A 14,174-nucleotide genomic window follows, 5' to 3' on the forward strand; every position below is an offset into this window, starting at 1 on the left:
GATTTTCGTCGGCAACCGCGGCTGCGTGCAGATCTTCACCGGTGAAATCCGCAAAGTGGTCCCGATGGAAAACTGGGTCAACGTGTTCAACCCGGAATTCACCCTGCACCTGATGGGCGACACCATCGCCGAAAGCTGGGTAACCCGCAAACCGACCGCTGACGGCCACGTGACCAGCCTTGAGCTGTTCGCCGCCGACGGCACGCAGATTGCCCAGCTGTATGGCCAGCGCACCGAAGGTCAGCCGGAACAAGAGCAGTGGCGTCTGCAAATTGAAGCGCTGATCGGCAAAGGGTTAGCGGCATGAAACGCCTGCTACTCGCCATCCTCGCCCTGCCGTTAATGGCAGGTGCGGCCGAGCGCGTGGTAACCATCGGTGGCGATGTCACCGAGATTGCCTGGGCTCTGGGTGCGGGTCAGGATGTGGTGGCTCGTGATAGCACGAGCCTTCATCCCGATGCCGTGAAAAAATTGCCGGATGTGGGCTATCTGCGCCAGCTTAATGCCGAGGGTATTCTCGCCATGCGCCCGACGCTGGTGCTGGCCAGCGCTCAGGCTCAGCCTTCCATGGCGCTGAAGCAAATTGAGGCCAGCAAAGTGAAGGTTGTGACCGTCCCGGCGGAAAATACTCTCGAGAGCATTGATGCCAAGGTTGCTGCCGTGGCTACCGCGCTGGGTAAAACTGCGGAAGGCGACAAGCTGCGCAAAACGCTTCACGACCAGCTGCAGGCGATCCCGGCCAAACCGCTGGGCAAAAAAGTACTGTTCATTATGAGCCACGGCGGTATGACCGCCATGGCGGCAGGACAGGAAACCGCCGCGGATGCCGCGATTCACGCCGCCGGGCTGGACAATGCCATGCAGGGCTTCAAGCGCTACCAGCCTCTGTCCCAGGAAGGGGTGATCGCCAGTAAACCAGACCTGATCCTGGTCACTACCGACGGGGTGAAAACCCTCGGTGGGGAAGCCAAAGTCTGGGCACTACCGGGGCTTGCGCAAACGCCTGCCGGGAAAAATAAACAGCTGATGGTCGTCGATGACATGGCGCTGCTCGGCTTTGGCATTGATACCCCGCAGACAATTCTCGCCCTGCGCAAAAAAGCGGAGCAACTGCCGTGATACGCCGACCTTTGCCTCACCATGCCCTGTGTTTGATGGGGCTGGTTTTGCTGGCAATGGCGCTTATTGCCGCTAACCTCGGCGCCATGCGGCTGTCCGTGGCCGTGCTGTGGCAGGCGCATGACGACACGTTACGCGACATCTGGCTCAACATCCGTCTGCCGCGGGTGCTGCTGGCGGCGCTGATCGGCGGCGCGCTGGCGCTGTCGGGCTGCGTGATGCAGGGGTTGTTCCGTAACCCGCTGGCCGATCCGGGTCTGCTTGGGATCAGCAGCGGGGCCGCGCTGGCGGTGGGTCTGTCGATTGTCATGCCGCTGGCTCTGCCGGCGGTTTTGGCGCTTTATGCCCCTATGCTGGCGGCGTTTGTCGGCAGCCTGGCGGTGACGCTGGCAATTTTCCTGCTTAGCCGGAAAGGCACTAACAGTTTGTCTCGTCTGCTGCTGGTAGGCATCGCCATCAATGCGCTGTGCGGCGCGGCGGTTGGCGTGCTGTCATGGATAAGCAACGACGCTCAGCTACGCCAGCTTTCTCTGTGGGGAATGGGTAGCCTGGGCCAGGCGCAATGGTCCACGCTGCTCGCCACCGCGTCGCTTATTCTTCCCGCAAGCCTTGGTATCTGGCTGCTTTCAAAGCGCCTGAACCTGCTCCAGCTTGGCGATGAAGAGGCGCATTATCTGGGCGTGGATGTCAAAACGACCCAGCGGCATTTGCTGATCCTGAGCGCCTTGTTGGTTGCCGCCGCGGTGGCCATCAGCGGCGTTATCGGCTTCGTTGGCCTGGTGGTTCCGCATCTGGTACGCATGTGGCTGGGGTCCGATCATCGCTGGCTGGTACCTGGCTCAGTGCTGGCAGGCGCCATGCTGCTGTTGGTAGCCGATACGCTGGCACGAACAATTGTGTCGCCTGCGGAAATGCCGGTAGGCCTGTTGACTAGCCTGATAGGCGGCCCCTGGTTCCTGGCGATGATCTTTCGCAGCAAGGAGAGCGCGTGATGAATGAAGTTCTGTCCACGCATAATATTTCGCTGAAGCTGGGCCAACGTTATCTGATTGATAACGTCAATGTCAGCCTGAAGCCGGGTGAAGTCGTGGCGCTGATTGGCCCAAACGGCGCGGGTAAATCCACGCTGTTGCGACTGTTAACCGGGTTTCAACAGCCCGACAGCGGGCACGTTGCCCTGGCGGGCCATCATTTGAATCAGTGGTCCAACGAAGCCCTTTCCCGCAAACGCGCGGTGATGCGCCAGCAAAGCAGTATGGCGTTTAGCTGGACGGTTGAAGATGTGATCGCCATGGGCCGGGCGCCCTGGCCGCAGGAATCAACGGCCCGCGTCGTGGCAGAAGTCATGGCGTTGACCGGGTGTGAAGATCTTAGCGGCAGAGATTTTTGCCGCTTATCCGGCGGTGAGCAGCAGCGGGTGCAGCTTGCCCGGGCGCTGGCGCAGCTTTGGTGCGACGGGCAGCCTCACGGCTGGCTGTTTCTGGACGAGCCTACGTCAGCGCTGGATCTCTACCACCAGCAGCATGTCCTGCGCCTGCTGCGTCGCCTGGCGCAAACGGGGACGCTGTCGGTTTGCGTTGTGCTGCACGATTTAAATCTGGCGGCACTCTGGGCCGACCGTATCGTGCTGTTGCATAAAGGCAGGCTGGTAGCGGACGGGACGCCGGACGAAGTCCTGGAAGAGCAAACTTTACAGCGCTGGTATCAGGCCGATCTACGGGTGTTCCGACATCCGGAACACCCGGTTCCTCAGGTAGGTCTGCGTCAGTGATCAGCTTGAACAGCTGACTTCCAGCCGTTTTCCCCAGTCAGGTGGGCGCTGTGTCATATCATCCTCACGGTCGGAAAACGGTTGGAGCAGCGCCGCGTGGAGTTTCGCCAGTTCGCGAGTATCGCCCTGCTCCGCGGCTTCGATTGCCCGCTGCGCCAGCCAGTTACGTAATACCAACGCCGGGTTCACCTCCCGCATTCTCTGTTGACGCTCTGCGTCACTCACCTGCTCCACCTGAAGCCGCTCACGGTAGCGCCCAAACCAGGTGTCAAAACTTGCCCTGTCGATAAACTCATCCCGCAGCGGCGACGCCGCGCTAAGCTGTTCCGTCAGGCTCAGCATACGGAAAGTGCGCGTGTAATCACTGCCTTCTTTGCTCATCAGGGCGAAGAGTTCACTCAGGATTTGGTTATCGGCCTGTTGTTCGGTAAAGAGCCCCAGTTTAGCCCGCATCCGCTGGCCAAAAGCACGCATGATAGCCGGCTGGTAGCCATCCAGAATCGCGTTCAGCTTATCGGCCGTAATAAACGGGGATAGCGTCTGCGCCAGGCGCTGCAGGTTCCAGAGCCCCACCGCCGGCTGGTTGTCGAAGGCATACCGGCCCTGGTAGTCGGAATGGTTGCAGATGAACTCAGGCTGGTAGTCATCGAGGAAACCATACGGGCCATAGTCCATGGTCAGCCCAAGAATCGACATGTTGTCGGTGTTCATCACCCCGTGGGCAAAGCCCACCGTTTGCCAGCTGGCAATGAGCGCGGCGGTACGCGCCACCACGTCGCTAAACCACAGCTCATAGCGATCTTCAAGTCCCTGCAAATGCGGCCAGTGGTGACGAATGGCGTAATCGGCAAGCTGCTGGACTTTTTCCGGCTCGCGGCGATAGTAGAAATGCTCAAAATGCCCGAAACGCAAATGGCTTTCGGACACGCGGAGCAGCATTGCCCCCTGTTCAACCGTTTCACGTTGTACCGGCGTATCACTGGTAACAATCGTTAATGCGCGCGTCGTCGGGACGCCTAACGCGTGCATGGCTTCGCTGGCGAGAAATTCGCGGATGGTGGAGCGCAGCACGGCCCGGCCATCGCCCATACGTGAGTACGGCGTCAAGCCAGCGCCTTTGAGATGCCAGTCAACTTTGCGCCCGTCCGCGAGTTGTTGCTCTCCCAGTAAAATACCGCGCCCGTCCCCCAATTGCCCGGCCCAGACGCCGAACTGATGCCCGCTATACACCTGGGCGAGCGGCTGCATGCCGGGCAGCAGCATTTCGCCACGCCAGATCCCCTGCTGCGGTGCGGCAAAAAACGAGGCATCAATCCCCAGATCGTCAGCCAGCGGCTGGCTGTGGTAAAGCAGCCGGGCATTTTTCAGCGGCGTGGGGGGTAATTCGCTGTAGAACCCCGGCAACTCGTCGTGCCAGGTATTCAGAAAAGCTAAAGTATTGGTCATGGTTCCTCCGCCCGACAGTGTAGCCCCAGTAATGCATTTTAAACACGGCCGGGCAGCAGGGACTTTAGTGAACCAGACCTTCATGAGGGGGGAAAAGGGATGCCAGTTCCTCCGGCGGCACCAGCGGCCAGAGTTTGCCCAGCATCGCGGCAAAGCCTAAACCCTGCACTTTACGCCGCGCGCTGGCGGAATCTATCCCGGCAATCAGCAACGCCTGGCAAAACGGTAAAACCTGCCCAAGAATGGCAAACATAAAAGGGGAGAAAGTGCGGCCTGGAAGCTGTTTCTGAACAAAAAAGCGGTCCATGACCACATGCCGGAACAGGCCATCGAAAATAGATTTTGTGGTGGCATGGCCGGCACCAAAGTCAGCCAGACCGAGTGGGAAACGTTCGGCCAGCCAGGCCAGCCTTAAATTCGTTTTACCGCGATTTAAATCAGGAAAACTTTCGCTAATCATTAATTCAATAAACGGTAAAGCCTTTAGCCGGATATATAAATCCTGGTTGTTAATTAACATATCAATAATAGTTTCATTAATATGAACCCAGACAACAAGCTGCCGGGAGATAAAGAAATTCTGATGTTCTTCTATTTGCGTTAATTTTTCTCTAAACAGCTCGAGATGCTGTTCCGGCGCAAGATGAGGAATTAACAATTCGGTTGGAATACGAACCGGCGCGTTGGCACCCACGAAGTTTGCAACGATTTCGACGCCCAAAATGCTATCGTCCGGCCTGACGGCGGGGCGATAGTAGAGGTGAGAACAATAAACACTATCAAGTGAAACAATCATTTTGCCAGCCCTGTGGATTTCTGGTTGGACGGCAGAGAGATACAGCGCCAATCCGAAAATAGTCGGATAGCTACTATCGCTGTGAATTTCACACTCATCCCTGAAACGTTTAAGCTTTATGTTTTAATAACTTTTAGCTTATCCTGGATATCCGTACATAGCCAGTTTTTAACGTAAATTCCGAACGGAATCACGCGCAATGATGCAAGGTAAAAAAGATTCATTCTCACAATGCTCATTCAGTAATTTACGCGTGGCAAAGCGGGCCATGTCGCCTATTGGGAAATAAACGCTGGTTAACGCCGGACGGACAAATGCCGCACGATCGCCACTGTCATAACAAATAAGGGATATATCCAGAGGAATGCGTAAGCCCCGCTCGGTAATGGCCAGCATCGCCCCAACGGCCATCTCTTCGTTACAGCAATAAAGAGCGCTGATTTTAAATTCATCCAGTAAGGCTGAGGTTTGCCGATAGCCGCTGGGCATATCGTACTCCCCTTCCACTACCGCCACCGGAGTAATGCCCTGTTCTTCCATGGCATCGAGAAAACCCTGGCGTCGTAAGAGGCTGGAGGCGCGCTGTGTAGGGCCATGCAGACAGGCTATCGCCAAATGGCCGGCATCCAGCAAATAGCGGGTGGCCATGTGGCTGGCAAGTCGATGATCGAAGACCACGCAACGCGAGCTTAATGCGGGCACGTCTCTGTCGAGAACGATAAACCGGTTACCTCGTTCCGCCAGTTGAAGCAGCGTTTCGTCCGCGATGGCACGGACATGGAGGATCAGGCCATCGCAGCGCAGGTTGTAGAGTCGCTGAATGGCATTGCGCTCGTTCTCCTCTAAGCCACGCCCCTGCGTGACCAGTAGCTGTTTGCCGTTGGATTCGGCTTCGCTTTGCACCGTATCCATAAGCGCCCCGAAGAAGCCGCCGGTATATGAGGTGGTCACCAGACCAATGGAATGGCTCTGGCTCGACGCCAGCGCTCTGGCTGCAGGATTGGGGGAATAGCCCAGTTCAGCAATCGCGGCCTCCACTTTAACGCGGGTTTGCGATTTAACCTTAGTGTCGCCATTCACCACGCGGGAGACGGTGGCGCGGGAGACGCCGGCGTGGGCAGCAACATCTTCGAGGGTGACCATGACACAATCCTTAGCGGGAAAAGCACAATGCATCCCGATATTACCTGATATTGCTAATACCGTTGACGTTGCCCGCAGATTTGCGGGAACGGTCACGATTTTCAGTCAAGAAAAAACAGGAAAGGCTATATGCGGCGGGCTTGCCAGAATTTTTTACGCCAGTAGACGTTGTCCAGAGAGGAACGCATAACGCCCCGACTGGTAGACGCGTGAATAAAGGTGTTGTCGGTGTCATAAATGCCGACGTGCAGGCCGCTTTCGCCCGAGCCAGTTTTGAAGAACACCAGATCGCCTGGCAGCAGGTCGTCTTTATCGATTTTTGTGCCGATTTCTGCCTGCTCGCTGGTCATGCGCGGCAGCATCAGATCGAACCTGTCGCGGAAGGTCATCAGCACGAAGCCGGAACAATCCACGCCGCGCCGGCTCATGCCGCCGTAGGTGTACGGCGTGCCGTGCCAGCTGCGAAGCTGATCGTTTAGCTGGGCGATAACGGTGATCGAATCGGAAAGCCTGGCGTTCGGATGAGGGGCATTATGACTACACCCCACCAACACTATGCATGCCACTGCAATAAGCCACAAACGCATTTTCAGACAACTCCCGGTCTTGCTGTTTCCAGTAATTTAGCCTGTCGCCCGGAATTATTGCAAGCTTTCCACGATGTTATAACGGGCTTATCAGCATACTGTGCCCTTCGATGCGCAATAGCCGAAACGGCATCTGGTAAGCTGCAGACAAATTTTTCGGCGTCAGCACTTCATCTTTCTGCCCCCGGTCGACCATTTTCCCTTCACGCAAGAGCCACACTTTGTGGGCATGACGCAGGCTATGGTTCAAATCATGGCTGCTCATTACTATCGCAATGCCGGCCGCACACAATGCATGCAACAGGCGATCTAACGCCGCCTGCTGGGCGACATCAAGGCTGTTCATCGGCTCATCGAGCAGCAAGAGTTGCCCTTCGGGATTGACCGAGGGATCAATCTGCAGCAGCACGGCGGCAAGGCGAACGCGCTGCCATTCACCGCCGGAAAGCTGGTTGACCGATCTGGTCAGTTTGTCTGAGAGCCACAGCGATTCCGCCAGGCGCAGCATTGCCGCTTCGGATTCAGGCGAGGATTGATGCAGCTGCAGGTAGTGCCAGACGGGCATCGCAAAAGGGGGAAGTTGCTGTTGGCTTAGCCAGGCTCGACGCCGGGAAAGCTCGGCCGGCAAATAGCCGTCAAGCGGCTGCTGGTTAAACAGAAGGCTGCCTTGCCCGGCGCTTAATCCTGCCATACGCGTGAGCAGCGTACTCTTGCCCGCCCCATTCGGCCCGACAAGATGGATAAGTTCTCCGGGCTCCACCGCCGCAGATATTGGCCCAACCCGGCCCGCGACGGTGACGCCTGTCAGCTGCAGCAGGGACAACTTATTTAGCCAAAGCCTGTTTAATGGCATCCAGCACCACAGGATCTTCCGGCGTCATGTCCGGAGAGAAACGCTGGATCACTTTGCCATCACGTCCAATCAAGAATTTTTCAAAGTTCCACAGGATGTCGTCAGGGTAAAGTGGACCACGCCCTTTGCTGCTCATACGCTCCAGGAAACCGCTCCCTTCTGGAGCAACGGCTGCCGGGCGGGCATCAATCAGTTTTTGATAAAACGGATGGCGGTGCTCGCCGTTGACGTCGATTTTGCTAAACAGTGGGAACGTCACGCCATAGGTGGTGCTGCAGAAGGTTTTAATTTCTTCGCTGCTGCCCGGCTCTTGCCCCAGGAACTGATTGCACGGGAAACCAAGCACGCTGAAACCCTGGGCTTCAAAGTCTTTTTGCAGATTTTCCAGTTGCTCATACTGCGGCGTCAGGCCGCATTTAGAGGCGACGTTTACCACTAGCAGCACTTTTCCCTGCCAGCTCTCCAGCGTAGTGTTTTCGCCGTCAATGGTGGTGACTTCGGTGTTCAGAACATTGCTTTGCATATCATCCTCTTCCTCTGTGAGCCGAATTAACGTCCGGCTTTCAATAATAGCCAGATAAACACCGGCGCGCCGAGCGTAGCGGTGACTACGCCAATGGGCAGTTCGGCCGAGCTTAGCGCAAGCCTTGCCACCACATCCGCGCCGGTTAAAACCGCGGCCCCTGCCAGCGCGCTGGCGGGCAGCAAAACGCGATGATCGGTTAACCCCGCGAGTCGCAGCATGTGCGGGATCACCAGACCAACAAATCCAATCGCGCCGGCAAGCGCCACGCTGACGCCAACCAGCCAGCCGGTAGCCAGAACCAAAATATTGCGCCACAGCCAGACGGAAAGCCCCAGCTGTCGGGCTGAGTTTTCACCGAGCGCCATCAGGTTGAGCGGAGCATGCTGCCGACACAGCCAGACAACCACCGGCAGCAGCGTCACCATCAACCAGCCCTGACGCCAGTCCACGCCGCCAAAACCGCCCATCATCCAGTACATTAGCTGGCGTAGGTCAAGACTTGAGCTAAAGTAGACCGCCCAGGTCATCAGGGCGCTACAAATAATGCCGAGGGCAACACCTGCAAGTAATAGACGACTGGTGGAGAGATGACGACGGGAAAAACGTAACAGAATGAGAGTGATCGCTAAGGCACCGAGAATGGCGCACAGCCCCAGCACCCAGCCCGGCAGCATCCCCTGCCCGAGCAACAGGGCAACAACCAGCGCAACGCCTGCGCCGTTGGAGACGCCAAGTAAACCGGGTTCGGCCAGCGGATTTTCAAACAGCGACTGCATAATCGTGCCGGCCACGGCCAGAGCAGCCCCCACCAGCAGGACGGCCAGCGTACGCGGCAAGCGGATTTGCCAGATGAAGAGCCGGGCCTCATCATTCCACCAGGAAAGGGGGGAAAACCAGACATCCCCGGCGCACAGGCTCAAGGCCAGCATCGTCGCCGTGGCAAAGACCAGGGCAACCAGCCAGCGTCGCTCAAATCTGCGTTGTCTGGTTACAAAATTCAGCATTCCGTAAAGGCTCCCCCTGCCCCGTTTATGCGCCTGATTTTACGGGGAGTTCACCGAAGAGGACAAGCAAAGAAAGGTCGTAATAGCCCATCAGTCCCGAATTACTCTTCTGCCGATCGTTTGCGCGTGAACTGCTGCTCCAGCATTGAACTTCCCCATTGTTCGCCCTGCCATTCCCGGGTTAGCCTGAATCCCATCGACTCATAAAGATGGCGAGCTGCATTCAGGCCGCTAAAAGTCCACAGCTGCACGGCGGAAAAACCATACTCATCGCAAAATCGCATGGCCTCACGTAAAAGCATTCGCCCAATACCGCTCCCACGGCACTCATCGTCGAGAATGAACCAGCGCAAATGGGCTTCGTGATTGCCCAGGTCCTCGCCATCAATGGATACAGAGCCCACGATTTTGCCATTGCGGCAGACCACCCAGATGCGGTTACACGGGCGATCCAGCCTGCCTGAAAACTCCGCCAGCCCGGCAGCCACTTTCCCTTCAAAAAAGTGGCCGAAGCCATAGTGTGTTGAGTAATAGTTAGCGTGCATTTCCGCCACGCGGCCAATCACGCCTGGCTGGTACCCCGTCATTATCTCGAAGTTTTTTCTTCCCTCTTCCCCCGTCAACTCACCGCGACAGGCTTTCAGCGCCAGAGCATAGTTGGACAGACCGTCAGCAACGGATTGCTGTGCCTGAGCATCCAGATGCACCAGCGCTTTCTCTACGCGCATTCTGCCGTATCGGTGGATTTCCCTGACCGTCAGTTTGCCCTGAGCGGTCAACTGGAGCCGCCTGGCTCTGGCGTCTTCGTCTGAAACACTCTCGAACAGCTCTCCCGCATTTCGCAGCTTGCCTATCATTCGGCTGACGCTCGACTTCTCCAGGCCAAGAACCTGAACCAGATCGGCGGCAGTGACGTTCTCCCGTGAATCAATTTCCAGCAAAGCATGGACCGCAGAAGCAGAGTAGTTCGTCGCGGCAAGCGTTGCGTTCAGGAAACCTAGCTCGCGCACAACCTGGCGCGACGAGGCGCGTATAGACTCGATAAGGGTGCTGTCAGACATGATCGTTCTTATTGAAATATGGTTGTACAATACAACCATTCGATGACAGTATTTGTCAAGCACATGTCGTTAAGCAATGGGGCTTCAAAGCTAAAGAAAAAGGCCGCGAATGCGGCCTTTTGTTAACTCAGGTTACTCGTCTTTTGGCGACGCGTTTTCAACCCGACTTTTTAGCTTCTGACCAGGTCGGAAGGTCACCACACGGCGCGCCGTAATGGGAATATCTTCACCGGTCTTCGGGTTGCGCCCGGGACGTTGGTTTTTATCGCGTAAGTCAAAATTACCAAAGCCCGAGAGTTTAACCTGCTCACCGTTTTCCAGAGCGCGACGGATCTCTTCGAAAAACAGCTCTACCAGCTCTTTGGCATCTCGTTTGCTAAGCCCAAGCTTATCAAACAGATATTCTGACATTTCAGCTTTTGTAAGCGCCATACGTTCAATCCCTCAATGATGCCTGGAATCGCTCTTTTAATGCCTCTACACATTTTGCAACGGTAGCGGCCATCTCCTCTTCTTCGAGTGTACGGCCCGTATCCTGAAGGATAAGGCTTATGGCCAGGCTCTTGTAGCCATCGGCTACGCCCTTGCCACGGTACACGTCAAATAAGTTTACGCCAACTACCTGATTTGCGCCAACTTTCTTACACTCGGCCAAAACATCTGCTGCCGGGACGTTTTCAGCCACCACAACAGCGATATCGCGGCGGTTTGCCGGGAAGCGAGAAACGTCCTGCGCCTCAGGCACCACGCGGTCTGCGAGCTTGCTCCACAGCACCTCGAACACCACCGTGCGGCCGTTAAGGTCCAGTTTACGCTCCAGCTCCGGGTGAACAACACCAATGAAACCAATGCATTCACCTGCTAAATAAATGGCAGCACTTTGCCCAGGATGCAAGGCCGGATTTGCCTGCGCTCTGAATTCGATGTCTGAAAGTTTACCGGTAAGGGCCAGAACGGACTCCAGATCGCCTTTCAGATCATAGAAGTCAACGGTGTTGCGCGCCAGATCCCAGTGTTCTTCATAGCGGTTGCCGCAGATAGCCCCCGCCAGCATAAGATCCTGACGAATCCCAAGGTCTGCCTGAGTATCAGGCACAAAGCGCAGGCCAGATTCGAAAATACGCACGCGGCTTTGCTGGCGATTCTGGTTATAAACCACGGTTGTCAGCAGGCCACTCCACAGCGACAGACGCATGGCGGACATGTCGGTAGAGATAGGATTAGGAAGAATCAGATTTTCTTCGCCCGGGTGCAGAAGCTGCTGAATTTTCGGGTCGACGAAGCTGTAGGTAATAACTTCCTGGTAACCTTTGTCCACCAGCATGGTTTTCACGCGCTTCAGTGAAAGGTCAGCTTCGCGATGGGTACCCATCACCAGACCTGCCTGTACCGGGCTGTTTGGAATACTGTTGTAGCCGTAAACGCGGGCCACTTCTTCCACCAGATCTTCTTCAATTTCCATGTCGAAACGCCAGCTTGGCGCCACGGCAGTCCACTGCGCCTGACCTTCGGTCACTTCGCAGCCCAGTCGACGCAGAATATCGCTGACCTGAGCATCTTCGATATGGTGACCGATCAGACGGTCCAGTTTGCTGCGACGAAGGGTAATCGTGGCGCGCTCAGGAAGGTGCACTTCACTTGTAACATCGATAACCGGGCCTGCTTCACCGCCGCAAATATCTACCAGCAGGCGAGTCGCTCGTTCCATCGCTTTGTACTGCAGCGCAGGATCGACGCCGCGCTCATAGCGGTGGGAAGCATCGGTATGCAGGCCATGACGGCGCGCGCGACCGGTGATGGACAGCGGGCTGAAGAAGGCACATTCCAGCAGTACATTCTGCGTTTCGTCGTTAACACCTGAATGCTCGCCGCCGAAGATACCGCCCATGGCCAGCGCTTTATTGTGGTCCGCAATGACCAGAGTGTCGGCATTCAGCTTCGCTTCGCTGCCGTCCAGCAGGACCAGGGTTTCGCCCTCTTCCGCCATACGCACCACGATCCCGCCTTCAATGCGGTTAAGGTCGAAGGCGTGCATCGGCTGGCCAAGCTCCAGCAGCACATAGTTGGTTACGTCAACCACCGCATCGATGGAACGGATGCCGCAGCGACGCAGCTTCTCTTTCATCCACAGCGGCGTGGGCGCCTTAACATTGATGCCTTTCACAACGCGGCCCAGGTAGCGCGGGCAAGCCTCTGCGGCGTCTACGCGAATAGGCAGCGTGTCATTGATAGTCGCGGCAACGGCGGCAATTTCTGGCTCAGCCAACGGGAGCTTGTTCACCACCGCCACATCGCGAGCTACGCCGATAATACCGAGGCAGTCCGCACGGTTTGGCGTGACGCTGATTTCAATGGTGTTGTCGTCCAGCTTCAGGTATTCGCGAATGTCGGTGCCGATTGGCGCGTCCGCAGGCAGCTCGATAATACCGTTATGATCGTCGGAAATACCCAGCTCGGAGAAGGAGCACAGCATTCCTTCGGACGGTTCGCCGCGCAGTTTGGCCGCTTTGATTTTGAAATCACCCGGCAGCACGGCACCGACCGTCGCCACGGCGACCTTCAGGCCCTGACGGCAGTTTGGTGCGCCGCAGACGATATCCAGCAGGCGATCGCCACCGACGTTAACTTTTGTTACGCGCAGTTTGTCGGCGTTCGGGTGCTGGCCGCACTCGACCACTTCCCCGACCACAACGCCGTGGAAAGCGCCCGCCACGGCATCAACGCCATCCACTTCAAGACCGGCCATGGTTATCTGGCTGGAAAGTTCGTCACTGCTATTGGCTGGGTTTACCCATTCGCGTAACCAGAGTTCACTGAATTTCATTGGATATCCCGCCTTTATTTGAACTGTTTGAGGAAACGTAAATCATTTTCGAAGAATGCACGCAGATCGGTCACGCCATAGCGCAGCATGGTCAGACGCTCCATGCCCATACCGAAGGCGAAGCCGGAGTAAACTTCCGGATCGATACCCACGTTACGCAGCACGTTCGGATGCACCATGCCGCAGCCCAGCACTTCCAGCCACTTGCCGTTTTTACCCATAACGTCCACTTCAGCGGACGGTTCGGTAAACGGGAAGTAGGACGGACGGAAGCGGATTTGCAGGTCTTCTTCAAAGAAGTTATTCAGGAAATCGTGCAGCGTTCCTTTCAGGTTGGTGAAATTGATGTTGGTATCAACGATCAGGCCTTCCATCTGGTGGAACATCGGGGTGTGGGTCTGATCGTAATCGTTACGATAGACGCGGCCCGGGGCGATAATACGAATTGGCGGCTGCTTGTCCTTCATCGTACGAATCTGCACGCCAGAAGTCTGGGTACGCAGCAAACGGGTCGCGTCAAACCAGAAAGTATCGTGGTCAGCGCGCGCCGGGTGGTGACCTGGAATATTCAGCGCATCGAAGTTGTGGTAATCATCTTCGATTTCAGGGCCGGTCGCTACGGTGAAGCCCAGCTCGCCGAAGAAACTTTCGATGCGGTCGATAGTGCGGGTGACCGGGTGCAGACCACCGTTTTCAATCCGACGACCTGGCAGAGAAACGTCAATCGTTTCTGCGGCCAGACGTTCGTTCAGTGCGGCGCTTTCGAGCTCGGCTTTGCGTGCGTTCAGGGCTTCCTGAACCTGCTCTTTAGCAACGTTAATCACCGCGCCCGCAGCCGGACGCTCTTCCGGTGGCAGTTCACGCAGGGTGGTCATCTGAAGGGTCAGATGTCCCTTCTTCCCTAAATATTCGACGCGTACATTATCTAACGCGGCAACATCCTGGGCATCGTTTATGGCTGCTTTGGCACTGGCAACCAGCTCTGCGAGATGTGGCATGGTATTCCTCTTATGCCGGCAAACTGCCGGGGTAGTTGGTCTGATT

General features: G+C 56.5%; 15 protein-coding genes. 4 read left to right on the plus strand and 11 right to left on the minus strand.

What is annotated here, in order from left to right; genetic code table 11:
* The 4 genes from F3J29_RS08240 to F3J29_RS08255 form a co-directional block, all read left to right on the plus strand.
* The coding region (locus tag F3J29_RS08240) for a ChuX/HutX family heme-like substrate-binding protein (RefSeq protein ID WP_286175220.1) at nucleotides 1-307 on the plus strand (307 nt) is incomplete at its 5' end.
* Nucleotides 304-1,119 (plus strand): heme/hemin ABC transporter substrate-binding protein, encoded by an 816-nt coding sequence (locus F3J29_RS08245; protein ID WP_166865064.1) that lies wholly within the window; start codon nucleotides 304-306, stop codon nucleotides 1,117-1,119. The genes F3J29_RS08240 and F3J29_RS08245, both read left to right, overlap by 4 nt.
* A gap of 35 nt (nucleotides 1,120-1,154) precedes the next feature.
* Nucleotides 1,155-2,111, plus strand: a complete 957-nt coding sequence (locus F3J29_RS08250; RefSeq protein WP_166866617.1) for a FecCD family ABC transporter permease — start codon at nucleotides 1,155-1,157, stop codon at nucleotides 2,109-2,111.
* Nucleotides 2,111-2,890 (plus strand): heme ABC transporter ATP-binding protein, encoded by a 780-nt coding sequence (locus F3J29_RS08255; protein WP_166866619.1) that lies wholly within the window; start codon nucleotides 2,111-2,113, stop codon nucleotides 2,888-2,890. Before F3J29_RS08250 ends, F3J29_RS08255 begins: the two co-directional genes overlap by 1 nt.
* Here F3J29_RS08255 and selO read toward each other — a convergent pair whose 3' ends face one another.
* The 11 genes from selO to pheS form a co-directional block, all read right to left on the minus strand.
* Complete coding sequence (selO, locus tag F3J29_RS08260) at nucleotides 2,891-4,336, minus strand: protein adenylyltransferase SelO (protein WP_166865067.1); 1,446 nt, start codon at nucleotides 4,334-4,336, stop codon at nucleotides 2,891-2,893. It lies immediately after the preceding gene.
* Between the two features lie 64 nt (nucleotides 4,337-4,400).
* Nucleotides 4,401-5,132, minus strand: coding sequence for an EAL domain-containing protein (locus tag F3J29_RS08265; RefSeq protein WP_166865070.1), 732 nt, complete (start codon nucleotides 5,130-5,132; stop codon nucleotides 4,401-4,403).
* Between the two features lie 168 nt (nucleotides 5,133-5,300).
* On the minus strand, nucleotides 5,301-6,275 hold the full coding sequence (locus F3J29_RS08270; RefSeq protein ID WP_166865073.1) for a LacI family DNA-binding transcriptional regulator: 975 nt from the start codon (nucleotides 6,273-6,275) through the stop codon (nucleotides 5,301-5,303).
* A 125-nt stretch (nucleotides 6,276-6,400) separates the two neighbouring features.
* Entirely contained in the window at nucleotides 6,401-6,862 is a 462-nt protein-coding gene (locus F3J29_RS08275; protein ID WP_008456552.1) for a C40 family peptidase, read from the minus strand.
* A 76-nt stretch (nucleotides 6,863-6,938) separates the two neighbouring features.
* On the minus strand, nucleotides 6,939-7,715 hold the full coding sequence (gene btuD / locus F3J29_RS08280) for a vitamin B12 ABC transporter ATP-binding protein BtuD (RefSeq protein ID WP_166865076.1): 777 nt from the start codon (nucleotides 7,713-7,715) through the stop codon (nucleotides 6,939-6,941).
* The gene (locus F3J29_RS08285) at nucleotides 7,687-8,238 is read right to left on the minus strand and encodes a glutathione peroxidase (RefSeq protein ID WP_039292394.1); all 552 of its coding nucleotides are present in this window, start codon (nucleotides 8,236-8,238) and stop codon (nucleotides 7,687-7,689) included. The genes btuD and F3J29_RS08285 overlap by 29 nt, the downstream gene beginning before the upstream one ends.
* A 26-nt stretch (nucleotides 8,239-8,264) precedes the next feature.
* Entirely contained in the window at nucleotides 8,265-9,245 is a 981-nt protein-coding gene (gene btuC, locus F3J29_RS08290) for a vitamin B12 ABC transporter permease BtuC (RefSeq protein WP_166865079.1), read from the minus strand.
* A 101-nt stretch (nucleotides 9,246-9,346) separates the two neighbouring features.
* Nucleotides 9,347-10,306, minus strand: coding sequence for a bifunctional helix-turn-helix transcriptional regulator/GNAT family N-acetyltransferase (locus F3J29_RS08295; RefSeq protein WP_166865081.1), 960 nt, complete (start codon nucleotides 10,304-10,306; stop codon nucleotides 9,347-9,349).
* Nucleotides 10,307-10,438: 132 nt separating this feature from the next.
* Complete coding sequence (gene ihfA / locus F3J29_RS08300; RefSeq protein WP_001229265.1) at nucleotides 10,439-10,738, minus strand: integration host factor subunit alpha; 300 nt, start codon at nucleotides 10,736-10,738, stop codon at nucleotides 10,439-10,441.
* Nucleotides 10,739-10,742: 4 nt separating this feature from the next.
* Nucleotides 10,743-13,130, minus strand: a complete 2,388-nt coding sequence (gene pheT / locus F3J29_RS08305; RefSeq protein ID WP_166865084.1) for a phenylalanine--tRNA ligase subunit beta — start codon at nucleotides 13,128-13,130, stop codon at nucleotides 10,743-10,745.
* A gap of 14 nt (nucleotides 13,131-13,144) precedes the next feature.
* A complete protein-coding gene (gene pheS / locus F3J29_RS08310; RefSeq protein WP_166865087.1) occupies nucleotides 13,145-14,128 on the minus strand; it encodes a phenylalanine--tRNA ligase subunit alpha in 984 nt (327 codons plus the stop codon).
* Nucleotides 14,129-14,174: the final 46 nt, after the last annotated feature.

This window comes from Enterobacter sp. Cy-643 (assembly GCF_011752815.1).
Taxonomy (GTDB): Bacteria; Pseudomonadota; Gammaproteobacteria; order Enterobacterales; family Enterobacteriaceae; genus Cedecea.